This is a genomic window from Pseudactinotalea sp. Z1748 (assembly GCF_049725185.1).
GTDB lineage: Bacteria > Actinomycetota > Actinomycetes > Actinomycetales > Beutenbergiaceae > CALKWS01.
The window spans coordinates 182,570-208,780 of sequence record NZ_JBMPQB010000006.1; the positions used below are offsets into that span (position 1 = coordinate 182,570).

Here is a 26,211-nt window from a genome sequence, read left to right on the forward strand (position 1 = left end):
GACCCGCCGGCACGCCCGGTGCGGCCACGTCCGTGCCCCGGCGTGCCTGCGCTTGCCCACCCTCAGTGCTGTGGAACCGCCAGGTGGGTGCGCAGGAAGTCCAGCGCCGCGGGATAGGCGTCCAGCCGGTTGGACCGCTTGGACAGCCCGTGGCCCTCGTCGTGATAGACACGCAGATCGTTGGGCACTCCGGAGGCATCCAGGGCCTCCTTGATCTGCTCGGCCTCGCTCAGCGGTACCCGGGGATCGTTGGCGCCGTGGATGATGAACAACGGTGCCCTGATCTGGTCCAGATAGGTGATCGGGGATGCCTTCTCCAGGAACGGCCGGTGCTGTTCCAGCGTGCCGTACTCCCGCTCCCGGTAGGCTCGGCGGTAGTCGGAGGTGTTCTGCAGGAAGGTCACCAGGGAACTCATCCCGACGATGTCCACCCCGGCGGCCCATAACTGCGGCTGCATCGAGAGCCCGGCGAGCACCATGTAGCCGCCGTAGGAACCACCCCACAGCGCCGACCTGCCCGGGTCCAGGCCCAGGTCGGGCAGCCAGGCGTGCAGCGCGGCCAGATCGGCGACGGAGCCCAGCCGCAGTTCGACGTCGTCCAGGGAGATCCACCGCTTGCCGTATCCGGCCGAGCCTCGCACGTTCGGCACCAGCACGGTCAGTCCGGTGGCCGCGAGCGCCTGGATCACCGGCGCGAAGATCAGGTCGGCCGAGGCCTCCGGGCCGCCGTGGATGTGGATCACCGACGCCCCGCTCAATGCCGAGCGGGCCTGGTTCTGGCCCGTTGCGGCGTCATCGGTCACCGTCGCCCCGGCGTAGACGAAGCAGGGCACCTGCTCGCCGTCGGGGGTCGGCACCCGGTGCACGCTGGGCGTGATCAGCCGATCGCGCAGAGCCTCCTCGAGTTCGGCGGCGGAGGAGGCGATCAGGTCCACCTGCCCGCTCACGGCCCGCACCCGGTGGATCGCACCCGGTTCGGTGGGCGTCGATCCGGAGATCACCACGTTGGCGGAGTCGGTCGACCAGGTCACCGATGCGCTCCCCAGTTCGGGGATGTCCAAGTCGCGCTCGTGAGTGCCGTCGGTGCGGTAAAGGGACAGGGCGATGGCGCCGTCGCGCTGCCGGCCCACCACCATGCGCCTCGCATCGGGACTCACCCAGCAGTCCAGGTCGGCCGCCTCGTCGCCGACCAGGAGGCGCCAACCGTCCTCGTCCACCCGCCACAGCGCGTGGAACTCCCGGCCGTGGTTGCTGGACAGGATCAGCCCGTCGTCCTCGGCGCCCCAATGCACCTGGCGATGCGAGGCGAGCTCGTCGGGGTCGGTGACGGTCCGCGACGTCCCGCCCGTCTCCGCTGCGCCGCCGGTCCCGGCCGTGTCGGCTGCCCCACCGGTCCCGCTCGAAGCGCCAGCCGGTCCGGCGGCACCGAACGCGTGGGGACCGACGGTTTCCACCACCGTGGAGGCCGGCTGCAGACTCAGGCGCACCACGGCGGCGCTCGTGCCGTCATGCGAGGCACGCACCGCGACGACGTACCCACCGCCGTCATAGGCCACCTGTTCGGTGCCGTCATCGTGGGACCGCACCACCACGTCCATGTCCACGCCGTTGCGCCGGTTGGTGGAGTAGACCAGGCCGGCCTCGGTCACGTCCTGCAGCACATGCATGTAGCGCTCATGGCGAACCAGGGGCCTGAGGTCCTCCAGGCGCGCCGGTGTGGCAGGCGTGGTCTCCAGGTCCAGGGCGGACAGTTGCCAGTTTTCGTCACCACCGGCGTCGTGCTGGACGACGACGGCGCGCCGGCCGGGCAAGTACCGGCCGGTGCAGCGCCCGGGCAGGTCGGTGAGCGCGGTCCGGGTGCCGTCGGTACCGATCTCGACCAACTGCATCGAGCCGAGTTCGTCATGGCCGGCCAGGACGCGACCCTCGCCGTCGATATCGAAGGCGGTCCAGGTGCGGATGCTGAGCAGGTCGTTGATCAATCGGGCGCTCTGGTTCATCCCGGCCACGCTACCGCGTGCCCAGTCGGCCCTCCGGCGAGCACTACCCGCCCCGGCACCACCCGGCTGGGCGCTCAGGCCGGGCCGGTGCGCGGATCGAACGGCGTGGCCGGTGGTGTCTCCGCCCGGGCCCGGGCCACCAGCGCGGTGATGGCTGCCATCAGCCGGGCCGAGCCCTCGCGCAGCACCTCGGCGTCCAGGGGCAGGTCGTAGAGGTCGCTCAGATCCACCGCCTCCCCGGCGAACACCGTGACCGGTTTGCGGGGGATGGCCCGTGGAATACGGCGTCCCCGGGGCAGCAGTGCCTGCGCCCCCCACTGCCCCACCGGGATCAGTGGGGCCCGGGTGGCCAGGGCGAGGCGGATCACACCGGTCTTGGCCACCATCGGCCACAGGTCCGGATCCTTGGTCAGGGTGCCCTCCGGGAACACCGCCACCGCCTCCCCGACCGCCAGTCGCGCCCGGGCCTCGTTCAGCGCGCTCGCCGCCCGCTCGGTGCCCCGGTGGACCGGGATCATCCCGGTGGAACGAAACAGGTGTCCGAGCACCGGAATCGTGAACAGGGAGTGCTTGGCCAGGACCTTGGCGTAACGGCCGTGGTCGATCAGGAAGTGCAGGAACGTGAACGGGTCCACATGGCTCAGGTGGTTGGCCGCCGCGATGAAGCCACCCTGCGGGAGGTTCTCCCCACCCTCCCACCGTCTCCTGGTCATCGCGCGCATCACCGGGCGGGCCACGGCGACGGCAGCCCGGTAGGAACGCGGTACGGGAGGGTGGGTCACGACGTGATGCTACGCGCCGCAGCACCACTCCTTCACCGTGCCTGACCTGGATGGACGCCGGGACGTCGCGACCCGAAGATCAGTACGGCATCATGATTGCGCCACTTCGACGCCATAAAGCCTTGCATTGACGTCATTGTGATGTCATAGTGGCGCTATGGATCTCGATCGGTACCTCCAAGCGCTCCAGGAAGCACTGGGCGCGGCCGCACAAACCTCCTCCGCCGAGGTACAGGAGGCGGCCGAACGGTTGGGCCGCACCATGGAGTCGGCCCTGCGCCTGACGCTGACGGAGTTCGCTGCCGATCTATCCGACCAGATCACGCTGCAACTCGACGGCGACACCGTCGAGGTCCGCTTCCGCGGCGGCGGCCCGGACGTCGTCGTCACCCCGGGCCCGGACGTCGAACCACCAACCCCGCCCGAGCCGCCCGTCCCGCCGCCCCCGGCGGAGGACGGCGACATCTCCCGTATCTCCCTACGCCTACCCGAGTCCCTCAAGTCACAGGTGGAACAAGCCGCCGCCACCGAGGGCCTGTCCACCAACGCCTGGCTGGTGCGCGCCGCGCAACACGCACTCCACCCGGCACCGTCCAGCACCCGCACCACCAGCACCGGCCGGCGGATGACCGGCTGGGTGCGCTGAAGGAGCCCCTCGATGGAACTGATTCCCACATCCAACTTCGGATTCCACATCGTACGCAATGCCGATGACCCACCACCGTTCCACCTGCGCAAGCCCAAGCGTCGCAGGGAGCGCACCACCCGGCCCGCCGGTCGGCGCCGGGACAATACCGGGCCGAAGCGTTGAGCACCCGTAACGAGAACGAGGCCATCGACATGACCCAGTACGCCTTTCCCGTCACCGGGCCGGTGCGCGTGCACGCCGGCACCCGCAGCAGTGACCTGACCATCACCGCTGCCGATACCGCGGAAGCGACCGTGCGGCTGAAGCCCCACCGGGAGAACTCCACCGGCCGCGCCTACGCCGAGGACACCCTGGTCGAGTTCAACGGTGAGGTCTTGAACATCACCGTCCCGCGCGCGGGTGGACTGTTCTTCGGGTCCACCCCGCGGCTGGACATCGAGGTCCAGGTGCCGCCCGGGTCCGACCTCGAGGTCTTCAGCGGCTCGGGGGATCTCACCGCCCGCGGCGCGGTCGGGAGCGTGCAGGTGCGCACGGGCTCCGGTGACGTGTATCTGGAGCAGGCGGGTGCAGTCAAGGTGTCCAGCGGATCAGGGGATGTGGTGGTCGACTCGCTGACCGACGGCGGCTTCAAGTCCGGCTCCGGGGACCTGCGCCTGGGCCGGGCCAGCGGGCACATCGAGTTCAACAGCGGCTCCGGGGACCTGATCATCGAGTCGGCCACCGACGTCGTCTCCACCACCGCCTCGGGGGATACCCGGATCGGCGAACTGGCGGGAACAGCACGGATTCGCTCGGCCTCCGGGGACCTGGAGGTGCGCAAGGCCACCCACGGGACGATCAATGCCAGCAGCGCCTCCGGGGACGTCACCGTCGCGGTCCCGGCCGGAACCCCCGTCTTCCTGGACTGCTCCAGCACCTCCGGTCACACCAAGTCCACCCTGGCTGCCAGCAGGGCTCCCGACAGCGATGAGCAGGTGCTGACGGTCGAGGCGAGGTCAATCAGCGGTGACATCCACATCACGAACAGTCGCTGACATCGGTCCGGGGATACTGCGTCGCTGCGAACGCTCGGTGCGGCCCGCCGGCCGTGGGCGGTGCAGGTCTCAGGAGTTCGGCACCCTGCCTCAGAGCCAGCCCTGGGCACGGGCCCTGGCCACCGCCTCGTGACGGTTGGCGACTCCGAGTTTGGACACCACCGCCGACAGGTAGTTACGCACCGTCCCGGCCGAGAGGTGTGCGCGTGCGGCGATCTCCTCCACCGGGGCGCCGTCGGCCGCCAACTCCAGCACGTCCGATTCCCGCGGGGTCAGCGGGCTCGCGCCGGAGGCGATCGCGTCGGCGGCGAGTTCGGGGTCCACGTAGCGACCGCCCTGATGAACCTGCCGGACCACATCGGCCAGCACGCTCGCCGAGACCGTCTTGGGCACGAACCCGCGCACCCCGACCTCGAGGGCCTTGCGCAGATACCCGGGCCGGCCGTGACTGGTCACGATGACCGCAGCGCAGCCCGGCACCTCCCGACCCAGGTGCTCGGCCACCTCGATCCCGTCCGCTCCGGGCATCTGCAGGTCCAGCACGGCCACGTCCGGCCGGTGCTTGGCCGCTGCCGCGATCGCCTCGGTCCCCGAGGCGGCCTGCGCCACCACCTCCAGGTCCTCCTGCAGACCCAGCAGGCTCGCCAGCGCATCCCGGATGAGGTTCTCATCGTCGGCGAGCAGGATCGTGATCGTCATGGTGACTCCGTGGCGTGCGAAGGGTGGTCGGACGTGCCGTGCGCGGGGAGCGGCACCTCGGCGTGGCCGGGAACCCAGGCGCACAGCACGAAGTGTTCCGGCGGGGCCGGTGGTATCTGCAGCGTCCCGCCGAGGGCACCCAACCGCTCGGTCAGGCCGCGTAGGCCGCTACCGCCGGCCGACCGGGCGGGCATCGGGACGCCGGTCTCGGCGACGCCGTCATTGGTGATCTGCAGCAGGTAGCCCTCGTCCCGTTCGCTCAGTTCGAGGGTGCACTCGGTGGCCCGCGAGTGCCGCACGACGTTGGTCACGCCCTCGCGAACCACCCAGGCCAGGGCCCGCTGGGCGCCAGCGGGCAGGTGCAGATGCTCCCCGGCCACCCGGACCTCGATCCCCGACGCGGTCAGGATCGCCCGGGCACCGGCCATCTCGGTCGGCAGGTCGGCGGCCCGGTAGCCCTGCACCACCTCACGGACCTCCTTCAGCGCCTCCTCTGCGAGGGTGCGCACCTGCTCCATCTCCTCGATCCCCCGCGAGTCGCCGCGCTCGGTCAAGGCGGCGGCCAGTTCGCTCTTCACCGCCACCGTGGACAGGGTCCTCCCGAACACATCGTGCAGGTCCCGGGAGAATCGCAACCGCTCCTCGGCCACGGCCAGCCTGGCGTCGACCTCCCGGCGCCGGTCCAGGTCCCACATCACCAGCACCATCCACACCGCGATCCGCATCGATAACGCCATCGACAACGACAGCGCCAGCCCGACGAAACCAGCCACCGGGATGTAGTTCAGGGCCCCGGCCATGGCCACGACTGTTGCGGCGACCAGCGCGGTCAGGCCACTGCCGATCGCCACGTACGGGGCCTTGATCAGCGGGCACACCGCCAACAGCGCCGAGACGAGCAGGATGAGGACCGCATAGAGCAGCGCCCGCGGGTCCTCGGCGCGGCCGACTCCGGGGTACACGGCGGCGATCACCACAAGGCCGGCCGACACCGTCCCGCCCAGCCCGACCAGCATTCGGCGGGGCAGGGGCATCCGCCCGAGGATGTGGTCGAAGGACCTCGATGCCACCACCAGGCACACCACGGTGTGCGCCATCATCACACCCAAGTAGCTCAGTCCTTGCGCGCCCGTCCACGGCGTGGGGCCGGCCAGTTGCGCCAGGGAGAGCAGCGGCACGGCGGCCAGGAAACTGTAGAAGGACCACCGGTTGTAGGCCTCGAACCGCTGGGGGTTGCTCAGCGCGGACCAGCGGAAGAGACTGGCGCTCGCGCTGGTGGTCACCGACGCCACGGTAGCGCCTCCTGGCGCACCGGCGGACCCTGGGGTCTCACTGACGGGGCTCCCACCGCATCCACTTCTTGATCGCCTGCGCGCCCAGTACGCACCATGCCACCAGGACCACCATCGGAAGCAACCCCGCGCCGAAACTCTCGGCGAACGTATGGACCTGGCCGTCGGGCCCGATGCCGGTCAGCCCCAGTTGGATCAACGTGACCACCGGTGCCAGCGGGGTGAACTCCGCGATGCGCTGCACGGTGTCGGGCAGTGCTGTCAAGGGGAACACGAGTCCGCTGGCCAGCAGCGTCCCGAAGATCACCGGCAACGTGGTCAGTTGGGCCGACTCCACCGTCTTGGTCAACCCGGATGAGGCGTAGCCGAAAAGGGAGAAGGCGATGAGGCCACCGACGACCGCGACCAGCACAAGCACCGCGTTCGTCGGTGCAGGCATCTCGAAGACGAAGGCGACGACGACGGTGACCAGCACGAGTTGAGCACCGACGATCAGCACAGCCGGGACCGCCATCCCGGCCAACACCTCCGCCGAGGAGATCTCTCCGGTGATGAGCCGTTTGAGCGTCAACTCCTCCCGGCGGGCCACTGCCGTGGTGGTCAGGTTGTAGTAGGCGATGAACAGCAGACCGAAGGTGGCCATCATGGCGATGATCAGCGCCGCGAATACGCCCTCGGTGTCGGCGAGGGAGTCCACCATCGGGATGAAGAGCAGCACCATCAGCGGCGGTGCCCCGATCGCGGTCGCCAGCGCGGTCGTGTTGCGCACGAGCAGCGTTGCTTCCATTCGTGCCAGCGCCCCGACGCGGCGTAGGACTCCCGCCGCGCGGCCGAGCAGCGTGCTGGTCGCTGTCGTGGTCACACTCATGCTCCTACCTCCTGGTTCGTGCCGGACCCGCCAGGTCCGGAGCCGCCCTGCTCACGGCCGGCCGTGCTCGCGTCGCGTTCGGGACCCTCCCGGCCGGCGATCGCCAGGAATGCCTGCTCCAGCGATGCGGCCCTGGCGTTGAGTTCAGCCAGTTCGACGCCGGCCTGCGCGGCCCAGTTCAGCAACAGGCGCAGGTCCGTTTGCAGCCGGTGGGTGCTGACGGTGTGCCGCACCGTCCGACCGGTGCGCACCCGGTGCCGTCCGTAGAGGGCTGGAAGGGCCGGTGCCGACTCGGGTAGGACGAAGGAGATCCGGGCAGGTTCGTCGGCCACGATCTGCGCCGCGGTGCCCTCCCGGACCAGCCGGCCCTCATGCATGATGCCGATCCGGTCGGCCAGTTCCTCGGCCTCCTCCAGGTAGTGGGTAGTGAGCACCACGGTGACACCGTCGTCGACCATCGACCGGATCAGATCCCAACTGGCCCGCCGGCTCTCCGGGTCCAGGCCCGTGGTCGGCTCATCCAGGAACAGCACGGTGGGACTGCCCAGAATGGCCAGCGCTAGATCCAACCGTCGCCGCTCCCCACCGGACAGGCTCTTGACCGCGACACCGGCCCGGTGGGACAAGCCCACCTCACCGAGCACTTCTCCGACGTCCCGGGGCCGGGAGAGGGTACGGGACCAGACACGGGCCAACTCCGCGACCTTCAGTTGGGGAGGGAACCCTGCCTCCTGCAACATGATGCCCGTGTGCGGTCGTACTGCGGCCCGCTCGCGGTGCGGGTCCCTACCCAGCACCCGCGCTCGCCCGGCGGTGGCCGGGGCGATGCCCTCGATCATCTCCAGCAACGAGGTCTTCCCCGCACCGTTGGTACCCAGGAGGGCGTACAACTCCCCACGGCCCACATGCAGGCTCACGCCGCGCACGGCGTCGAATCCGGGGGCCGACCGGGTCCGACCATAGGTTCGGCGCAGCGCTTCGACGGTGATGATCTCCTCGTCCATACCCCTCAGTCTGGGCCGGTCCGCGCGTCGGCACAGGTGCGCTATCGCACTGAATCCGAGCTCGGACGCACGCCTCGCCCGTGACATTCGTCATGGGCGGACGACGCCCGCAGCACGGGCGGACCACCACGAGTGCGCATCGGCTATAACTACAACTACACCGTGTAATAATTGCCTCGACCGGCTCCCACCAGCAACTTTGGCCAGTACGGTGTGAGGAGAACTACCCACGGTCGTCAACGAACGACACGACCCAACATCAATGGAGGCCGGCATGGACGGCGGCGATTTTCCGCTCTGGTTGCGCGCGTCGCACCTGATCAACTTCGTACTCATCGGGATCCTCATTCGCAGTGGTTGGGAGATCATCTCCTCGCTCCCCCGCTTCTGGTGGCGCAACGACTGCAAGCCGGGAACCGAGTGGCTGAAGTTCACCCGCCGCACACTGCCCAAGGAAGAGGGCGTCTACACCTCGCTCATGGACGAGCGCAGCCTGCACCCGCTGATCGGGCTGCCGGGCCGTAAGAACATCGGGCTGGGCCGGCACTGGCACGGCCTGGGCACCTCGCTGTGGCTGCTCAACGGCCTCGTCTACGTCGCCCTGCTCTTCGGGACCGGCCTGTGGCGGCGCATCATCCCGACCTCCTGGGACGTCTTCGGCGAGGCCTGGGACTCCTTGGTGATCTACCTCGGGTTCGGCGTGCCCAGCATCGAGCACTTCCAGCCCTACGACGCCCTGCAGATGCTCGGCTATACCTTCATCATCTTCATCGTCGCGCCGTTCATGATTCTCACCGGCCTCGGCATGGCCCCGGCGGTGCGCTCGCGCTTCCCCTGGTTCGTCAAGGCGCTCGGGGGCCATCAGGGCGCGCGTTCGCTGCATTTCATCGGCATGGTCATCATGACCCTGTTCATCATCATGCACGTGGGTCTGGTGTTCCTGGTCCACCCCGAGTACAACCTCGCGCACATGGTCTTCGGCGTCACCGACACCTCCCGGTACGCCCAGGCCTTCACCATCGTCATCGCCACCATCGTGGTGGTCTTCGCCTTCTGGATCGCGCTGAGTTACTGGTCCCTCTCCGACCGTGCCCGGGCCCAGCGGTTCCTGGTCGCCGCGACCGAGCCGGTGCGCAAACTGACCCTGAACTGGATGAAGCCGCGGATGGGCAAGCAGAGCACCTACACCGCCGAGGACCTCTCCGAGTTCCACTGGACCAACGGCCTGCCGCCCACCAAGGACGAATCCACCGAGTGGTTGACCCACCGCGACAACGAGTGGAAGGACTGGCGCCTGAGAGTCGGCGGGGAGATCGACGGCAAGGTCCTCGAACTCAGCCTCGATGACCTCAAGGCACTGCCGAAGACCGAGTACGTCGCCATTCACACCTGTATGCAGGGGTGGTCGGCCACCTCCAAGTGGGGCGGGGTACGCGTCCGGGATGTGCTGGACCTGCTCGGCCCCCGCCCGGCCGACGCCCACTACGTGATGATCGAATCCCACGGGCTGGCCCAGGAGATGTACGATCACCGGCCACGCGAACCCTTCTACGCGGTGCTGGACCTGGAGATGCTGGCTGAGGACGACACCATCCTGGCCTATGAGCGCAACGATCAGCCCCTGGAGATCCACCTGGGTGCACCCTTGCGTCTGCGGGTGGAGTCCAACCACGGCTACAAGATGGTGAAGTGGGTCAAGTCCGTGGAATGGATCACCGACTATGCCGAGTACGGTGACGGACGTGGCGGCACCCGTGAGGACTCCGCCATGCAAGCGTTCAACGGCCGCATCTAGAGGCAAGGACCAGCCATGACAGCCATGATCTCCACCATTTACACCCTGAGTGGCATCACCTCCAACGACGACGTACTGGCCGTGCGCATGTCGGTCAGCAATGTCCAGGACGTGGGGGCCGTCGCTTTCGAGCGGCTCTCCGGCGACGAGACGAGAATGATCATCAAGCACAAGGACGACGTCGAGATCGACAAGGCCGCTCTGGCCAAGGCTGTCAAGGATGCCGGTCAGTACGGCTTGTCCTGACACCAGCGGGCGGGCATGGCCACAACCGCACCACGCCCGGCCCCTCCCGGCTTTCGAACGCGCCGCCCGCCCGTGATCGACGTGGGCCCGTCCATCGACGGCCCGTCCCGAACGAGGAAGTTCTGCGATGAATGACTCCTACGGCATCCTCACCCCGGCCCAGATGGCCCGGGCCGCCGAGGACGCCGCCTACTCCAAAGCGGTCAACCGACCGCTGGCCTCGTTCCTGCTCGGGCTGACCGCCGGGGGCTATATCGCCCTGGGCTTCGTCTTCTTCGTCACCAGCCAGGTCGGCGCGGAGGCACTGCCCTGGGGTGTGGCCCGGGTGCTGGGCGGGTTGGTGTTCACCACCGGGCTGGTGCTGGTGGTGCTCACCGGTGCGGAACTGTTCACCTCCAACACTCTGACCCTGACCGCCCGCGCCTCCGGGCGCATCACGTGGTGGCAGTTGCTGCGCAACTGGGCCGTGGTGTACGTGGCCAACTTCCTCGGCGCGTTGACGATGGTGGTGCTGGTGTATGTGGCGGGCACCTGGCGGATGGTCGACGGCGGCTGGGGCACGGTGGTGCTGAACAGCGCCACCAGCAAGGTCAGCCACTCCTTCGTGGAGGCGTTCGCCCTGGGCGTGCTGTGCAACCTGCTGGTCTGCCTGGCGATCTGGGCGGCCTACTCCGGTCGCACCACCACCGACAAGGTGGTCGCGGTGACGATGCCGATCGCGCTGTTCGTGGCCACCGGCTTCGAGCACTCGGTGGCCAACATGTTCCTGATCCCGCTGGGGGTGATCATCAGGACCAGCGCCGATGACGCCTTCTGGGCCGCTACGGGTCTGGCGGCGGAGGACTTCGGCGAGCTGACCTGGGGCGCCTTCTACGTGGACAACTTGTTGCCGGTGACGCTTGGCAACATCGTCGGCGGCGGGGTGATGATCGGCGTGATGTACTGGACGATCTTCCACCGGCTGGTCCGTCGCTCCGCTGCGCAACCGACGGTCGACGGCGAGTAGTCACCACCTGTCGGGCTGCTGGCACCTGGCGCGGTGCTGCTCATCCTGCGCCGTCGAGCGCCTCGTCGATGAACGTAGTGACCAGGGCCAGCACCTCGTCGCGATTGGTCTCGTTGAACACCTCATGCCGGGCGCCGGGCAGCACCTGTTCGGTCAGGTTCGCAGCCCCCAGCCCCTCGATCCCGAGACGGCTGTCGGCTACCGGCACCAATGCGTCCTCGGCCCCGTGCACCCACAGCGTCGGCAAGGTCCCGAGCGCTCCGCCGGCGTCGATCTGCTCCAGGGTGTCCACGATGGCCTGAACCGTGGGGCGTTTGAACGGTCCGTGCCACACCAACGGGTCGGCGGCATAGTCGAGCCCGACCTGCTCATCGCGCGAGAGTGTGGCCGGATCCAGCGGCTCGTCGGGGATCTGCTCAGCCGCTACGAGTTGCTCGGCGGCCCTCCAGCGGCCCAGTACCGGCCCGGACAACACCAGGGCGCTGAGTTCACTGCCGTGCACCTGGGCATAGCGAGCGGCGATCATGCCGCCCATCGAGTGGCCGATGAGAACCAACGGGATACCCGGGTTCTCCCGCGCGGCGTGCCGGATCACGCTGCGCAGGTCGGCCACGACGTCCTCGAAATCGGTGATGAGCACCCGCTCCCCGCTGCTGCGGCCGTGACCGGTGTGATCCAGGCCGTAGACCTCGGCACCGGCGTTCACCAACGCACCGGCGACGTGTCCGTAGCGTCCGATGTGCTCGCCGTAGCCGTGGCACAGCACCGCGACGTAGCGGGTCGGGCGGCCCTCGACATCCCATGCCTCGGCGTGGATACGACCGTTCGTTCCGGTGAAGGACCAGGTCCGGGTGGGTTGCATCGGTGTGCTCCTTCGCGCGCGAGACCCGCAGACCTGCGGGTCTGCCATCCTACCGGCCCGGGCGCACGAGGGTGAGGTGGCGGGCCACGGCGGGTTCCGCCGTCGACCTTCCGCGGAGCGCCCTCAGCCGGACTCGACCTTGGCGCCGAGAGCGTCGAGTTTGCCACGGAAGTCCTCATACCCGCGGTCGATGAGTTCGATCCCGCGCACCTGGGAGACCCCGTCCGCAGCCAGGGCGGCGATCAGGTGGGAGAACCCGCCGCGCAGGTCGGGCACCTCGATGTCGGCGGCCCGCAGCGGGGCGGGCCCGGAGATCACCGCGGAGTGGTGGAAGTTGCGCTGCCCGAACCGGCACGGTCCCCCGCCCAGGCACTCGCGGTAGACCTGGATCGTGGCGCCCATCCGCCGCAGCGCCTGGGTGAAGCCGAACCGGTTCTCATACACCGTCTCGTGCACGATCGACAGTCCCGAGGCCTGGGTCAGCGCGACCACCAAGGGCTGTTGCCAGTCGGTCATGAAGCCCGGGTGCACGTCGGTCTCCAGCACGATCGACTTCAGCCCGGTGCCGGGGTGGTGGAACCTGATGCCCTCGTCGCGGATGTCGAACTCCCCGCCAACCTTGCGGAAGGTGTTCAGGAAGGTCATCATGTCCGGCTGGCGAGCGCCACGGACGAACACGTCGCCCCGGGTGGCCAGTGCGGCGGCGGCCCAGGATGCCGCCTCGATCCGGTCCGGAAGCGCCGTGTGGGTGAAACCGCCCAGGCGCGGAACGCCCTCGATCCGGATCACCCGGTCGGTGTCCACCGAGATGATGGCGCCCATGCGCTGCAGCACCGCGATCAGATCCATGATCTCCGGCTCGATGGCGGCGTTCCGCAACTCGGTCAGGCCGTAGGCGCGCACGCTGGTCAGCAGCAACTGTTCGGTGGCACCCACGCTGGGATAGGGCAGTTCGATCTTGGTGCCGTGCAGTCCCCGGGGGGCGGTGATCAGGATGCCGGAGTCCAGTTTGTCCACCTGAGCGCCGAACTGGCGCAGGATCTCCAGGTGGTAGTCGATCGGGCGATCCCCGATGTGGCAGCCGCCCAGGTCCGGGATGAACGCCTCCCCCAGGCGGTGCAGCAACGGACCGCACAACAGGATCGGGATCCGTGAGGTACCGGCGTGGGTGTCGATGTCGGCCTTGTGCGCGGTCTCGACATTGCCCGGGTCCAGGCGCACGATCCCGTCCTCGACGTCCCACTCCACAACCACGCCGTGCAGTTTGAGCAGATTGCCCACGATGTTGACGTCCCGGATATCGGGCACGTTGCGCAGTTCGCTGGTGCCCTCGCCGAGCAGCGCGGCCACCATCGCCTTGGAGACGAAGTTCTTCGCTCCGCGCACCGTGATCTCCCCGTGCAGCGGTGTGCCGCCGTGTACCTTCATCAGGCTCATCGGTACTCCTGGTCGTGTCCGTGTCGTGGTGGGCAACGCGCGTGCCCGATCGATGCCCGTGGGGCACCCCTAGCGTACGGCGCCGGGCCGAGATCGGCCGTGCGGGAGACGGCGGCGTGAGCTTTAACGCAGAACGATCACGAACTCTTCGCAGGACCACCAACGTCATGCCGGTCCACCTCACCTGCCTCGGTCCGGATCAGCGTCGCCGCCTCGCGGGCCAGGTCCGCGTCCCCTTGGTCAATCCCCTCCGCCGGGCCGGCGCGCTGGCTCCGCCGATGATGATCGGCGGCCCGCCGGTTTCACCTCGTGCTCCGTGCTGTCAGTGCAATCCGGGCGGGCTGAGTGCGCAACGACTGACTCACTTCGTGGCTGAGCGTGCGGTCACTGCCCGAACACGCAGAACTCATTGCCTTCCGGGTCGGCCATCACGGTCCACTCCGGGAACTCCTGCACGATCCGGGCACCCCGCTCGGTCAGGGTGGCCACCGCGGCAGTCCGGTCGCGGACCTCGATGTCCATGTGCATCCGGTTCTTGGTGACCTTGCCCTCGGGGACGCAGGTGAAGAAGAAGCCGGGGCCGGGGCCATCGACCGCGACACTCGGATCGGATTCCGGAGTGTGGCCGAGCGCCGCGAGCCTGTCGATCTCCGCACGGTCGTAGTCGCGGACCCGGTATCCGTCGAGTACACCGGCCCAGAACCGGGCGAGAGCGGCGGGGTGGGCACAGTCGATCACGAGGCTACGTAGCACGGCCATCACCTCAGGCTAGCCAGCCGCCGGATCCACGGACAGGTGATTCCTCCGCCGGCTCGATCGCCGGGCCGGCGCGAACCTGTGGCGCGATCTGCTCCGGTGCGGCACGGTGAGGGCAGAGCCGACGCCGACCGAACCGAGGAGCCCATGGTCACCATCGCCCAGAACATCGTGGAGAACCTGGCTGCCAACGGTGTGCAGCGCATCTACGGCATCGCCGGGGACTCCCTGAACGGGATCACCGAGGCGATGCGCACCTCCGAGATGGACTGGATCACGGTCCGGCACGAGGAGGCCGGGGCGTTGGCCGCCGCCGCCGAGGCCGCCACGACCGGTGAGCTGGCGGTGTGCGCCGGATCGGCCGGACCAGGGAACCTGCACCTGGTGAACGGGTTGTACGACGCCCAGCGCTCGCGCGTGCCGGTGTTGGCGCTGGCCGCACACATCCCCAGCAGTGAGATCGGCTCGCGCTACTTCCAGGAGACCACCCCCACCGACTTGTTCGCTGAGTGCAGCGTATGGACCGAGACGGTCACCAGTGCCGAGCAGATGCCCCGGGCGTTACGGATCGCGATGCAGGAGGCGGTCTCGCGCCGGGGCGTGGCGGTTCTGGTGATCCCCGGGGACGTGGCCCTGCTCGAGGCCGCGGACGAGGCGATCACCACGGTGCAGCACGCACGGCCCCGGGTCCTGCCCACCGAGGACGACCTGGGCCGGGCGGCAGAACTGCTGAACAACTGCGACAAGGTGACGATCCTGGCCGGCGCCGGTACCGCCGGCGCGCACGCGGAGGTGCTCGCCCTGGCCGACACCCTGGCCGCGCCGATCGTGCACGCGATGCGCGGTAAGGAACACATCGCCTGGGACAACCCCTTCGACGTCGGGATGACCGGACTGCTCGGGTTCGCCTCGGGGTACCGCGCGATGGCGGAGGCGGACACGCTTCTCATGCTCGGCACCGACCTGCCCTACCAGCAGTTCTATCCAGAGAACGCCACCATCATCCAGGTCGACATCCGCGGGGAGCAGCTGGGCCGGCGGACCCGACTGGATCTGGGCCTGGTGGGCGACGTGGGTGAGACGGCCCGCGCCCTGCTCCCGCTGCTGCGGTCCAAGGACCGGCGCCACCTGGAGGCCTCGGTGAAGCATTACCAGCGCACCCGCGAGCGCCTGGACGATCTGGCGACGCCGACCCGCAGCCGCAGGGCGATCCGGCCGCAGTACCTGACCCGGCTGCTCGATGAACAGGCCTCCGAGGACGCGGTGTTCATTCCCGACGTCGGCTCCCCGGTGGTCTGGGCAGCGCGGTACCTGAGCATGAACGGTCGACGGCGGCTGATCGGCTCCTTCACGCACGGCACCATGGCCAACGCGCTGTCACAAGGAATCGGGGTCCAGTTCGCCCATCCCGATCGCCAGGTGGTGGCGATGGCCGGTGACGGTGGCCTGGCGATGCTGCTGGGTGAACTCCTCACCGTGGCCCAGCACCGGTTGCCGGTGAAGATCGTGGTGTACAACAACTCCTCGCTGAACTTCATCGATCTGGAGATGAAGGCGGCCGGCTTCCCGCCGTTCGGCACCGAACTGGTGAACCCGGACTTCGCGGTGGTGGCCGAATCGATGGGCATCCGGGGGTTCCGGGTGGAGAAGTCGGCCGAGTTGTCCGGTGCCATCGATGAGGCCTTCGCCCATGACGGCCCGGCGTTGCTGGATGTGGTCACCGAACCCAACGAACTGACGATGCCACCGGCGGTGACCGCCGAGCAGGTCAAGGGCTTCACCCTGTACATGATCCGCACGGTGATGTCCGGTCGCGGTGATGAGTTGATCGACCTGGCCCGGGCAAACCTGCGCCAGGTGTTCTGAGGCGACACGCGCCGCGGTACCGGCCACGCCGCGCTTTCGCTGCGTGCGCGGGTAGTAACCTCCGCCGAGCGGCCGGCCGGTCCGGAGCTTCTGCAGCACCTCCCCCAGTCGGCGGGAGGCGACCACGGCGGCATGGCCGGGCGAGGTGACCGACCACCCCCACAGGCGCAGCACGTAGGTCTTGCCCGTGGGGTCCTGGACCCGCTCCTCCACCGGGCTCCAGTACTTCGGCAACGGTTCCATGCCAGGCATCCTGGCACGGCCGCGGCGCCGCATCACTCATCGCCGCACACCACTCAGGGTGGCTCGCACCCAGCGCGTCGCCGCGCGCTCCACGGCCACGGATCGGCCAGGACCTACGTCCCTTGCGCACCGGGTGTCGGGGGCGCACACTGTGCAGTACCACGGGGGTGGACCCGGAGGTGGGTAATGCCGAATGAGCGGAAGCGATCGCGTTCAGCAGCGGGATTCCTCGGTGTGGCAGCCCTGCTGTTGGGTCTGGCGGTGCTGTCGGTCGACCTGGTCGGACCCAGCGCCCAACCGGCGATGGCGGAGCCCGAGACGCAGGTCGCCTACCCCTCCGGTTCCTCGGCCACCAGAGCCGACAGATTGGGCTTCGACACCTGCTCGGCGCCGCCCCTGTCCACCATGCGGGCCTGGCGCGACAATTCCCCCTACAGCCTGGTGAACATCTACTTCGGCGGCCTCAACCGTGGCTGCGAACAGCCCAGCCTCACCAAGGCATGGGTGCGGGACGTCCACGCGATGGGCTGGCGACTGCTGCCCACCTACATGGGGTACCAGCCCAGTTGTATGTACGGGGACAAGCCCTACCGCTACACGGCCTCGAACGCGACCTCGCGCGGCAACGCCGACGCCAAGGACGCCCTGACCCGGGCAAAGTCGCTCGGTCTGCTTCCGGGCAGCGCCCTGTACGCCGATGTCGAGCACTACAACCGCGCCGACGCCTCCTGCCGTACTGCCGTGCGCAGGTACGTGTCGGCGTGGACCAAGACCCTGCACGCCTCGGGTTACCTTGCCGGTGTCTACGTACACCAGGACTCCGGCCTGCGGGACCTGGCGGCCAGTTACACCTCCACCACCTACGCGCGCCCCGATGCGGTCTGGATGGCCCGGTGGGACGGCAACTCCTCGCTGACCGGATGGCCGACGGCGACCAACTCCCAGTGGGCGGTATGGCAGCGGTCCAAGCAATACCGCGGTGACCACAACGAGACCTGGGGCGGGGTGCGGCTCAACATCGACAACGACCGCGTCCGGGGACCGGTAGCCACCGTGGCCCGGGCCTACCGGGTCACCAGCACCACCCCGCTCAATGCCCGCACCGGACCGGGTGCGTCCTACCCGGTGGTACGCACCTACAACCCCGGCGCGACCCTGTCGGTGGTGTGCCAGGGCAGTGGAAGCAAAGTGGGCACCACTTCAGTGTGGAGTCGCCTGACCTCCGGGGCCTGGGTCAGCGATCGATGGGTCTCGACCTCCTCCAGCACCGGCTTCACCGCTGCGCTCCCCCGATGCATGTACCCCGGCCAGGTCACCGCGGCCTCGCTGAACGCCCGCACCGGTCCGGGTGCCTCATACCGCATCACCGGCAGCCCGCTGCCCAGTGGGGCCCTGGCCTACGTGACCTGCCAGAAGGCAGGCTCCCGGGTAGGCACCACCACGGTCTGGAACCGGCTTCGGGACGGCCGGTGGGTGAGCGATTACTACGTCTCGAACCGGTCGAACACGGGCTACAGCCGCCCGATCCCCCGCTGCCCCTAGCGCCGCGTACTCATCGACCGTCCGCATACATCGCCTCGTCCATGGCCGGTTCGAGGAGGGTGTTCCCGGCCTTGAGGGTGCGGGCCCAGTGCGGTCACCCGGTCAACCCACCGAGCGGGCCGCCTCGATCGGCACGCTCGGCAGGTGCCTGGCCGGCAGCGTCTTGGGACGCCAGTTCGCGCGCTTGGCCTCGAACGCGACGATGTCATCCTCGCGCTCCATGGTCAGGCCGATGTCATCGAGCCCCTCCATCAGTCGCCAGCGGGTGTAGTCATCGATGGCGAAGGAGGCCACGATGTCGCCACAGATCACCGTGCGTTGCTCCAGGTCCACCGTGATCTCCAGGCCGGGCTGGGCCTCGAGTGCCTTCCAGATCAGTTCGATGTCCTCCTGGGCGACCTCGGCGGCCAGCAGGCCCTGCTTGCCGGAGTTGCCGCGGAAGATGTCGGCGAACCTGGCCGCCAGCACCACCCGGAAGCCGTAGTCCTTCAGCGCCCACACCGCGTGCTCGCGGGATGAACCGGTGCCGAAGTCCGGCCCGGCCACCAGCACGGAGCCGGAACCGTAGACCTCGTGGTTGAGCACGAACTTGGGGTCATTGCGCCAGGCGGCGAACAAGGCGTCCTCGAACCCGGTGCGGGTCACGCGCTTGAGGTAGACCGCCGGGATGATCTGGTCGGTGTCGATATTGCTGCGCCGCAGGGGAACACCGATCCCGGTGTGCGTCGTGAACTTCTCCATCGTTCTCCCTCTCAGACGTGCATCAACGCGTTGGGGTCCAACGGCGCCAGTGGGGTGCCGTCGAAACTGGTCAGATCCACCTCGGTGTCCCACTCCAGGTCGGCCACCGCAGACAGGGTGCCGCGTACCGCGGTCGCCGCGGCCACCAGCGGGGAGACCAGGTGGGTGCGCCCACCCTTGCCCTGGCGGCCCTCGAAATTGCGGTTGGAGGTGGAGGCCGCCCGCTCACCGGGGGCGAGTTGGTCGGGGTTCATGCCCAGGCACATCGAGCAACCGGCGTTGCGCCACTCGGCGCCGAAGTCGGTGAAGATCCGATCCAGACCCTCGGCCTCGGCCTGCAGCCGGACGCGGGCCGAGGCAGGGACGACCAGGACGCGCACGTCGTCGGCCTTCTTGCGGCCCTTGACCACCTTGGCCACCGAGCGCAGGTCCTCGATCCGGCCGTTGGTGCACGAGCCGATGAACACCGTGTCCACCGCGACCTCCCGCAGCGGGCGCCCGGGCACCAGGTCCATGTACTCGATCGCCCGCTCGGCGGCGGTGCGCTCGTTGTCCTCGGCGATCTCCTCGGGCACCGGCACCGACGCGGACAGCGGCAGCCCCTGGCCGGGGTTGGTGCCCCAGGTCACGAACGGTTCCAGATCCGATGCCTCGAGCACCACCTCGGCGTCGAAAGTCGCGTCGTCATCGGTGCGCAGCGTCCTCCAGTACTCCACCGCGGCGTCCCAGTCCGCACCCTCGGGGGCGTGCGGGCGGCCCTTGAGGTAGGCGAACGTGGTCTCATCCGGGGCGATCATGCCCGCCCGTGCGCCGGCCTCGATCGACATGTTGCAGACCGTCATCCGCGCTTCCATGGACAGGTTGCGGATCGCCTCACCGCGGTACTCCAGCACGTAGCCCTGACCGCCGCCGGTGCCGATCTTGGCGATGATCGCCAGGATGATGTCCTTGGACGTGGTGCCCGGGGGAAGTTCGCCGTTGACGGTGATCGACATTGTCTTGAACGGCGTCAGCGGCAGGGTCTGGGTGGCGAGCACGTGCTCCACCTCGGAGGTACCGATGCCGAAGGCCAGCGCACCGAAGGCACCGTGGGTGGAGGTGTGGGAGTCACCGCAGACCACCGTCATGCCCGGCTGGGTCAGACCGAGCTGGGGCCCCACGGCGTGCACGATGCCCTGATCGGCATCGCCCAGGGAGTGCAGCCGGATCCCGAACTCCTCCGCGTTGTTGCGCAGCGTCTGGATCTGGGTGCGCGAGGTGGGGTCGGCGATCGGCAGGTCGATGTCGAGGGTGGGGGTGTTGTGGTCCTCGGTCGCCAGGGTCAGGTCCGGGCGCCGTACCTGACGTCCGGCCAGGCGCAGGCCCTCGAACGCCTGCGGGCTGGTCACCTCGTGCACCAGGTGCAGGTCGATGTAGAGCAGGTCCGGTGCCCCTGCATCGCCGCGGCGCACCACATGGTCTCGCCAGACCTTCTCAGCCAGTGTTCCGGCCATCGCCATCACCTTCCAGTTCTTCCAGCGGGCGGTTCCGCCCGGTTCACCACAGGATCCTCGCCCTGCCGCGCAGCGGGACTTGCGTCTCACGTCCCGAGACGGCAGTATCGTCCTATGGACAACTCTAGCGGAGTCGGCGTGCTGGATAAAGCCGCCACCGTGCTCGGTGCCCTGGAGGCCGGGCCCGCCACCCTGGCGCAACTGGTCGCTTCCACCCATCTGGCCCGCCCCACCGCGCACCGCCTGGCGGTCGCCCTGGAGCACCACCGGCTGGTGGCGCGGGACATGCAGGGCCGCTTCATCCTGGGCCCCCGGCTGGCCGAACTGGCCTCGGCCGCGGGCGAGGACCGGCTGCTCGCCGCAGCCGGTTCGGTGCTGACCGCCCTACGTGACCACAGCGGCGAGAGCGCGCAACTGTTCCGCCGCCAGGGTGATCAACGCATCTGCGTGGCCGCGGCGGAGAAGCAGATGGGGCTGCGCGACTCCATCCCGGTGGGGGCCACGCTGACGATGGAGGCCGGCTCGGCCGCCCAGGTCCTGCTGGCCTGGGAGGAACCGGATCGGTTGCACCGAGGTCTGCACGGCGCGAAGTTCACCGCCACGGTGCTCTCCGGCGTCCGACGGCGTGGCTGGGCACAGTCGGTTGCCGAACGTGACGCCGGGGTCGCCTCGGTCTCCGCGCCGGTGCGCGGACCGTCGGGCCGGGTGATCGCCGCGGTGTCCATCTCCGGGCCGGTGGAGCGGATGACGCGCATGCCCGGCCGGCTGCACGCCAACGCGGTGATGGCAGCCGCAAACCGCCTCACCGACGTGCTGCGCTCCACACCGGAGGACTGAACCGCGGCGGTGGGATCGCCGCTACGGCCTCCTGAAGTCCATCCTCAGCCGCGCTTCGAGCGGGGATGCTCGATCCGGGTGGTGTCGAACAACTCGGCCACGGCATCCTTGATGGGCTGCTGACCGCCGACGACCTCGAGCACCATCCCGGCCGTGGCCGGGGTGTCCAGCAGTGCGACGATCACTGCGGCCACATCCGCACGGGATACCTCGCCCCTGGCTACCGCGGGCGCGAGTTCCACCAAGCCGCCGGCCTCATTGTTGGTCAGCATGCCCGGGCGCAAGATGGTCCAGTCCAGATCCATCGCCTGCACCGCCTCTTCGGCGGCGCCCTTGGCGCGCAGGTAGGCGGCGAAGACCTCCTCCACGTCCGGTCCGGGGTCCCTCGTGGCCCTCATCGCCGAGATCAGCACGTGCCGGCGCACGCCTGCCCGGACGGCGGCACTGGCGAACAACTCCGCCCCGGCCCGGTCCATCGTGTCCTTGCGCGCCGCCCCGCTTCCGGGCCCCGCCCCGGCGGCGAAAACCGCCGCATCGGCACCGGCGAGAGCGTCGGCCACCAAGGCCTCATCGGTCTGCTCCAGGTCCAGCACCTGCGCTTGCGCGCCGATTCTCTCCAGGTCACCGACATGATCGGGGTTGCGAACCAGGCCCACTGGCGCATCACCGCGCCCGACAAGGCTGCGCAGTAGATGCATGGCGATCTGTCCATGCCCTCCTGCAATGACTACTCGCATGTTCGCCACCGTAAACACACCAGGCGCCGGGCGCTCGTTGAACCACCCCGGAGCCTCGGTCTCGCCGAGATCTCCGGGGTGGTCCCCGCACACGTGATCAAGCCAGATCACGCACGATCAACCGCGGTTCAGCCACCCACCACACTGTCGGACAGTTCGGCGTAGGCCGACTCGGCGGCCTGCTCCGGGGTGGACTGGCCGAAGACCACCTCAAGGCCGATCCGCTGGATCAGTTCCTGGGCCACGCTGCCGCCCTCGGGCGGGATCGGCGGCGGGGAGTCCACGACGTCGGCGATGTCATCGATATACTCCGAGACCCGCACGTTGGCCTCGGTGAGGTCATCGAGCATGGCCTCACGCACCGTCAGGTTCGGCGCGATGCCCCGCTCGGCGAGTACGATCGGGGCCGCCTCCTCGCTGTTGAGCATGAAATCCAGGAACGCGGCAGCCTCCTCCTGGTGCGGGCTGGTCTCGGCGATGGAGAAGAACATCGAGGCCTTGTAGTAGGTCCCGCTGGGTGAGTCCCCGGCGTTGGAACTGGGCCGCAGCGCGATCTCGATATCGGTCCCGGAGGCGTCCTCCACCGCGGCCAACTGGTTACTCCACCAGAAACTCATCGCACTCTGCCCGGTGCCGAACAGGGACTGGTCCAAGGGTGCCGAGATGTCATCGGCCTGGGTCGCCGGGTCCGGTGCTGCGCCGCTCTCGGTGAGTTCCTCGATGTAGGCGTAGTACTCGGCCAGGTCGGCGGCCTCGAACCCGAGCCCGCCGTCGTCGGTGAACAGACTGAGCCCGCGCTGGTTGAGCCACGCCTCGGCGCCGTGGTCGGAGATGATCGGAGACGTGCCGTACCCGACTCCCGAGTCACTGATCTGCCGGCCGATCTCGAGGTAGTCGTCCCACGTCCAGGTGGTGTCATCGGGCAGGTCCACGCCGGCCTCCTCGAACACCGCCGGATTGAGCAGGGCGACCTGGGCGTTGATCCCCGCCACCGCAGCGAACAGCCCGTCGGGCGTGCGCCCGTTGTCCACCGTGCCCTCATCCCACTCGCTGAAGTCGATCGGGAGGTTCTCCAGGTCGGCCAGGCTGCCACGGGCGGCGTACTCGGACAGGAACTGCAGGTCCATCTGGATGATGTCGGGCATATCCCCGCCGGCGGTCATCGTGGCCAAGCGGTCCCAGTAGGCCGACCAGTCGGCGTACTCGGCCTGAACCGTGACACCGGGGTTCTCGGCCTCATAGGCCTGGATGGCCTCCTCGGTGATCCGGTGCCGCAGATCCGAGCCCCACCAGTACATCCGCAGTTCGACGTCCTCGCCGGAGGTTTCCTCACCGTCGGTCGCACCATCCTCGGCGCCACTGTCCGGTTCCGGTTCATCCGAAGGCGCATCCTGGGCGCACCCTGCCACGACCAACCCGGCCCCGAGCACGAGCGCGGTGGCAAGTCGTAGCCGTCGTCTGCTTTTCTCTGCTTTCATGACTCCATCGTCCTCTCGAAGGTCACGCTTCATGCTGGCTGGGCGTGGCGCCGGGTCGGTCGGACCTGAGCCGCCGGAGCCACCCGTCACTGCATCTGTTGCACCACGGGGTGTGTGGTGCTCCGCAGCATAAGCGGCTCTTCACGCACGCGGTAACGCTTTCGCAATCTGTGTCCGGATCGTGATGCACGGGACCGGCTGCGCGGACACCTGGAGTTGTGGGATGCGTTGACGTCGGTCAGTTGATGCCGTCGAGGAACTCTGCGACCAGTGGACCGGAGGTGGCCGCCCCGTACTCCCCGTCCTCGACGAAGGCCGCCACGGCCAAGTCACCCTGGATGGCGATTACCCAGGTACGGATGGCTTCGTCGCTGCCGTGCTCGGCGGTGCCGCTCTTGGCCACCACGGGAGGGCCGTCGACATCGGCGAGCATCGGCGTGGTGCCATCGACGACGACGGCGCGCATCGCCTGGCGCAGCACAGCGGCTTCCTCATGAGTCAGCGGGGAGGTCTCGGTGGCCTGGGCACCCTCGCCGCCGTCGGTTCCGTCACCGTCGTCGCCGGGAACCCCGCTGGCGCCGTCCTGCTCAGACTCCCCGGCCGCTCCGTCGTCCTCACCCCCGGTGGCGCCGTCGTCGCCGTCGTCGCCGTCGGTATTCGAATCCTGGGTGTCGCCCCCTTCGGGAGCGTCATCGCCCTCGACACTCTCAGCAGGGTCGGCGGTGAGGTCGGCAAGGTTGCGGATCAGGGTGGGACGCACCGTCTGCCCGGCGGACAAGGACGCGGCGACCACCGCCATGCCCATCGGGGAAGCGAGCACCTGGCCCTGACCCATCATGGCCGCCGCATGGTTGGTGGCTCCCACCTCCTGTGGCACCGAACCCAGGAACAGGGGATACCCGAACTCGCCGGAGTCCAGCAGTCCCAGCGCCGTGGCGGCCGAGGCGAGATCGGCCGGACCGATCCGGTCGTGCTGGGCCAGGAACGTGGTGTTGCACGAGTGCGCGATCGCCTCGGTCATGGTGATGTCACCGAGCATCTCGTCCGGATAGCCCGGGTTGTTGGAGAACGTGCGCCCGTCCACCGTGAGCGTCTCGGGGCACTGCACGGTGTCCTCCAGTTCCATCCCCTCGCGCAGCATGGCCAGGGCGGTGACCATCTTGAACGTCGAGCCGGGGGCGTACTGGCCCAGGGTCGCGGTGGACCAGCCCTGCGATCCCGGGCCGCTGGCCACCGCCAGGACGTGGCCGTCGGAGGGCCGAAGCGCCACCAGGGCACTGGCCGGCTCCACCTCGGCGAGGATCTCCTCGGCCAGGAGCTGCATGTCGGCGTCCAGGGTGGTCTCCAGATCGATGCCGGCGCCCGCGTCGAAGGCGAACACCTGCGTGGGCTCGGCGCCCTCGGGCTGCCCGTCGCCGGCGGCTCCGTCGCCTGTTCCCCCGTCATCAGTCTCGCCACCGGCGCCGTCGTCGTCCTCGCCGGGACCCTCGCCGTCATCGGCCCCCTCGCTGGCGTCGGAGGTCGGGGCGCCGTCAACGACGGAGATGGCCACGGCGGGCCTGCCGCGCAGGACCTCCTCGTACTGGGCCTGCAGGCCGGACAGTCCGATGATGTCACCGGCCTCGATGCTTCCCTCGGAGTTCTCGATAATCTCGGCGGTGGCCTCCCCCACCCGGCCCAGCACCGGGCGGGCGAAGGACTCGGTCGGGCCCTGGATGCGCACCCCGGAGACGAAGTGCACTCCGTCCAGGGCCCGCAGGGCGTCCAGATCCAGGCCCTCAGGGTTGTCCTGGGGGATCACCACCGCGTCCACGAACGCCCGCGGGCCGTAGGCCAGGACCCGGTCGGCGTAGGCCTGCGGGTTGGAGAAGTCCAGTTCCTCGGCCAGGGCCAGCGCGGCGTCGGCCCAGTCGTCGGACTCGATGAACGTCTTGTCGATCCCGATCCGGAAGACCGGTCGCTCCGCCACCAGGATCTCCCCGTCACCATCAAGAATGGCACCCCGGTCGGCATCGGTTCGCTCGACCACGAACACCCCGTTCTCACCGAGTTCACGGGCGATCAGGTCCCGGGACCAGGTGGCGTGCCAGGTCTCGGAGTCCTCGGCGGACAAGTGCACCGAGATCGGGTAGGACCAGGTCTGCTCCGAGCCGGGCATGCTCCAATGCCAGCGCATCGCCGCATCGGCGGCCAGGCCCTCATCCTCCTCATACGGGCTGGAGACCCAACTGACCTCCACCTCCCGGTCGATGCCCTCCATCTGCTCAAGGGCCGCATCGACGTCGCCCTGGGCGATCTCGCGCTCCTCGGCGCCCATCGGGGCCTCGGAGAAGTCCCCACCGGCCATCGCCTCGGCCAGTGCCTCGGCGGCGCTCAACTCCGGGGCAGGGGCGTCGGCGTCGGCGTCCTCGCCGTCGGTCGGAGACGAGCAACCGGCCAGGAAGAGCCCGACGGCGGTCAGGGTGGCCACGAGAACCGATGCCGTTCTCCTGGGGTGCTGCTGGACCATCACTGCGTCCTCCTCCCGACCGCACAGTGCTCGCGGGCAGGCGCCGGCGAAACCATGATCCGAGGGTAGCCCGGTGCCGGCCCCGGCTTGCGGGGCACGCGCCGGAGTGGGTCACAGCGGTACCCCGTTGGGACTCCGGCAGGAGCGCCGTGGATCATCGGAGGCATGGACGCCGTCGGCCCCGAGCCGGCCACAAAGCAAAGAACCCCCGGCTTTCGCCAGGGGTTCTCGCGTGTAGCCCCGACCGGATTCGAACCGGCGTTACCGCCTTGAGAGGGCGGCGTCCTAGGCCACTAGACGACGGGGCCGAGCAGCCCGACGATCATACCGGAGCA

General features: G+C 68.9%; 23 protein-coding genes and 1 tRNA gene. 9 read left to right on the plus strand and 15 right to left on the minus strand.

All coding sequences use genetic code 11. The annotated features are described in order from the left end of the window. Positions 1-62: 62 nt before the first annotated feature. Both ACO0LU_RS14230 and ACO0LU_RS14235 read right to left on the minus strand, forming a co-directional pair. Entirely contained in the window at positions 63-2,000 is a 1,938-nt protein-coding gene (locus ACO0LU_RS14230; RefSeq protein ID WP_424792003.1) for an alpha/beta fold hydrolase, read from the minus strand. A gap of 74 nt (positions 2,001-2,074) precedes the next feature. Next, entirely contained in the window at positions 2,075-2,782 is a 708-nt protein-coding gene (locus ACO0LU_RS14235) for a lysophospholipid acyltransferase family protein (protein WP_424792004.1), read from the minus strand. Positions 2,783-2,939: 157 nt separating this feature from the next. Between ACO0LU_RS14235 and ACO0LU_RS14240 the strand changes: the two genes are divergently transcribed. From ACO0LU_RS14240 to ACO0LU_RS14250, 3 genes are read left to right on the plus strand one after another with little or no spacing between them, the layout of a single operon-like run. Beyond that, positions 2,940-3,428, plus strand: coding sequence for a toxin-antitoxin system HicB family antitoxin (locus ACO0LU_RS14240; RefSeq protein ID WP_424792005.1), 489 nt, complete (start codon positions 2,940-2,942; stop codon positions 3,426-3,428). A gap of 12 nt (positions 3,429-3,440) precedes the next feature. Beyond that, positions 3,441-3,593, plus strand: a complete 153-nt coding sequence (locus tag ACO0LU_RS14245; protein ID WP_424792006.1) for a hypothetical protein — start codon at positions 3,441-3,443, stop codon at positions 3,591-3,593. Continuing rightward, positions 3,590-4,465, plus strand: a complete 876-nt coding sequence (locus ACO0LU_RS14250) for a DUF4097 family beta strand repeat-containing protein (RefSeq protein ID WP_424792007.1) — start codon at positions 3,590-3,592, stop codon at positions 4,463-4,465. Before ACO0LU_RS14245 ends, ACO0LU_RS14250 begins: the two co-directional genes overlap by 4 nt. A gap of 90 nt (positions 4,466-4,555) precedes the next feature. Here the strand turns inward: ACO0LU_RS14250 and ACO0LU_RS14255 are convergent, their stop codons facing one another. Genes ACO0LU_RS14255 through ACO0LU_RS14270 form a run of 4 tightly spaced genes read right to left on the minus strand, consistent with a single transcriptional unit; the run spans position 4,556 to position 8,328 of the window. Beyond that, entirely contained in the window at positions 4,556-5,164 is a 609-nt protein-coding gene (locus ACO0LU_RS14255) for a response regulator transcription factor (protein ID WP_424792008.1), read from the minus strand. Next, positions 5,161-6,447, minus strand: a complete 1,287-nt coding sequence (locus ACO0LU_RS14260; RefSeq protein WP_424792009.1) for a sensor histidine kinase — start codon at positions 6,445-6,447, stop codon at positions 5,161-5,163. The genes ACO0LU_RS14255 and ACO0LU_RS14260 overlap by 4 nt, the downstream gene beginning before the upstream one ends. Before the next feature lie 46 nt (positions 6,448-6,493). Beyond that, positions 6,494-7,324, minus strand: coding sequence for an ABC transporter permease (locus tag ACO0LU_RS14265; protein ID WP_424792010.1), 831 nt, complete (start codon positions 7,322-7,324; stop codon positions 6,494-6,496). Beyond that, positions 7,321-8,328 carry an ABC transporter ATP-binding protein gene (locus ACO0LU_RS14270; RefSeq protein ID WP_424792011.1) on the minus strand — a complete coding sequence of 336 codons (1,008 nt, stop codon included), beginning with the start codon at positions 8,326-8,328 and terminating at the stop codon, positions 7,321-7,323. Before ACO0LU_RS14270 ends, ACO0LU_RS14265 begins: the two co-directional genes overlap by 4 nt. A 274-nt stretch (positions 8,329-8,602) precedes the next feature. On the opposite strand from ACO0LU_RS14270, the gene ACO0LU_RS14275 reads away from it, so the two are divergent. The 3 genes from ACO0LU_RS14275 to focA all read left to right on the plus strand — a co-directional run bounded on the left by ACO0LU_RS14275 (position 8,603) and on the right by focA (position 11,375). Further along, the gene (locus ACO0LU_RS14275) at positions 8,603-10,123 is read left to right on the plus strand and encodes a molybdopterin-dependent oxidoreductase (protein WP_424792012.1); all 1,521 of its coding nucleotides are present in this window, start codon (positions 8,603-8,605) and stop codon (positions 10,121-10,123) included. A 15-nt stretch (positions 10,124-10,138) separates the two neighbouring features. Next, a complete protein-coding gene (locus tag ACO0LU_RS14280; RefSeq protein WP_424788850.1) occupies positions 10,139-10,369 on the plus strand; it encodes a hypothetical protein in 231 nt (76 codons plus the stop codon). A 127-nt stretch (positions 10,370-10,496) separates the two neighbouring features. Beyond that, entirely contained in the window at positions 10,497-11,375 is an 879-nt protein-coding gene (gene focA, locus ACO0LU_RS14285; RefSeq protein WP_424792013.1) for a formate transporter FocA, read from the plus strand. Between the two features lie 40 nt (positions 11,376-11,415). On the opposite strand, the gene ACO0LU_RS14290 is transcribed toward focA, so the two are convergent. The 3 genes from ACO0LU_RS14290 to ACO0LU_RS14300 all read right to left on the minus strand — a co-directional run bounded on the left by ACO0LU_RS14290 (position 11,416) and on the right by ACO0LU_RS14300 (position 14,433). After that, the gene (locus ACO0LU_RS14290) at positions 11,416-12,237 is read right to left on the minus strand and encodes a lysophospholipase (protein ID WP_424792014.1); all 822 of its coding nucleotides are present in this window, start codon (positions 12,235-12,237) and stop codon (positions 11,416-11,418) included. Positions 12,238-12,360: 123 nt separating this feature from the next. Then, a complete protein-coding gene (gene murA, locus ACO0LU_RS14295) occupies positions 12,361-13,674 on the minus strand; it encodes a UDP-N-acetylglucosamine 1-carboxyvinyltransferase (protein ID WP_424792015.1) in 1,314 nt (437 codons plus the stop codon). 384 nt (positions 13,675-14,058) lie between these two features. Continuing rightward, complete coding sequence (locus tag ACO0LU_RS14300; protein ID WP_424792016.1) at positions 14,059-14,433, minus strand: VOC family protein; 375 nt, start codon at positions 14,431-14,433, stop codon at positions 14,059-14,061. A 144-nt stretch (positions 14,434-14,577) separates the two neighbouring features. Here ACO0LU_RS14300 and poxB point away from each other — a divergent pair, with 144 nt between their 5' ends. Next, a complete protein-coding gene (poxB, locus tag ACO0LU_RS14305; protein ID WP_424792017.1) occupies positions 14,578-16,296 on the plus strand; it encodes a ubiquinone-dependent pyruvate dehydrogenase in 1,719 nt (572 codons plus the stop codon). A 477-nt stretch (positions 16,297-16,773) separates the two neighbouring features. Further along, complete coding sequence (locus ACO0LU_RS14310; RefSeq protein WP_424792018.1) at positions 16,774-18,081, plus strand: glycoside hydrolase domain-containing protein; 1,308 nt, start codon at positions 16,774-16,776, stop codon at positions 18,079-18,081. A 102-nt stretch (positions 18,082-18,183) separates the two neighbouring features. On the opposite strand, the gene leuD is transcribed toward ACO0LU_RS14310, so the two are convergent. Both leuD and leuC read right to left on the minus strand, forming a co-directional pair. After that, positions 18,184-18,822, minus strand: coding sequence for a 3-isopropylmalate dehydratase small subunit (leuD, locus tag ACO0LU_RS14315; RefSeq protein WP_424792019.1), 639 nt, complete (start codon positions 18,820-18,822; stop codon positions 18,184-18,186). Positions 18,823-18,833: 11 nt separating this feature from the next. Continuing rightward, complete coding sequence (leuC, locus tag ACO0LU_RS14320; RefSeq protein ID WP_424792020.1) at positions 18,834-20,315, minus strand: 3-isopropylmalate dehydratase large subunit; 1,482 nt, start codon at positions 20,313-20,315, stop codon at positions 18,834-18,836. Positions 20,316-20,429: 114 nt separating this feature from the next. Between leuC and ACO0LU_RS14325 the strand changes: the two genes are divergently transcribed. Continuing rightward, complete coding sequence (locus tag ACO0LU_RS14325; RefSeq protein WP_424788861.1) at positions 20,430-21,152, plus strand: IclR family transcriptional regulator; 723 nt, start codon at positions 20,430-20,432, stop codon at positions 21,150-21,152. Positions 21,153-21,196: 44 nt separating this feature from the next. On the opposite strand, the gene ACO0LU_RS14330 is transcribed toward ACO0LU_RS14325, so the two are convergent. The 4 genes from ACO0LU_RS14330 to ACO0LU_RS14345 all read right to left on the minus strand — a co-directional run bounded on the left by ACO0LU_RS14330 (position 21,197) and on the right by ACO0LU_RS14345 (position 26,184). Continuing rightward, the gene (locus ACO0LU_RS14330; RefSeq protein ID WP_424792021.1) at positions 21,197-21,889 is read right to left on the minus strand and encodes an NAD(P)H-binding protein; all 693 of its coding nucleotides are present in this window, start codon (positions 21,887-21,889) and stop codon (positions 21,197-21,199) included. 128 nt (positions 21,890-22,017) lie between these two features. After that, positions 22,018-23,367: an ABC transporter substrate-binding protein gene (locus ACO0LU_RS14335; RefSeq protein WP_424792022.1), complete on the minus strand. Its 1,350-nt coding sequence runs from the start codon at positions 23,365-23,367 to the stop codon at positions 22,018-22,020. 238 nt (positions 23,368-23,605) lie between these two features. Beyond that, positions 23,606-25,876: a penicillin-binding transpeptidase domain-containing protein gene (locus ACO0LU_RS14340; protein ID WP_424792023.1), complete on the minus strand. Its 2,271-nt coding sequence runs from the start codon at positions 25,874-25,876 to the stop codon at positions 23,606-23,608. Positions 25,877-26,111: 235 nt separating this feature from the next. Then, positions 26,112-26,184, minus strand: a tRNA-Glu gene (locus ACO0LU_RS14345). Positions 26,185-26,211: the final 27 nt, after the last annotated feature.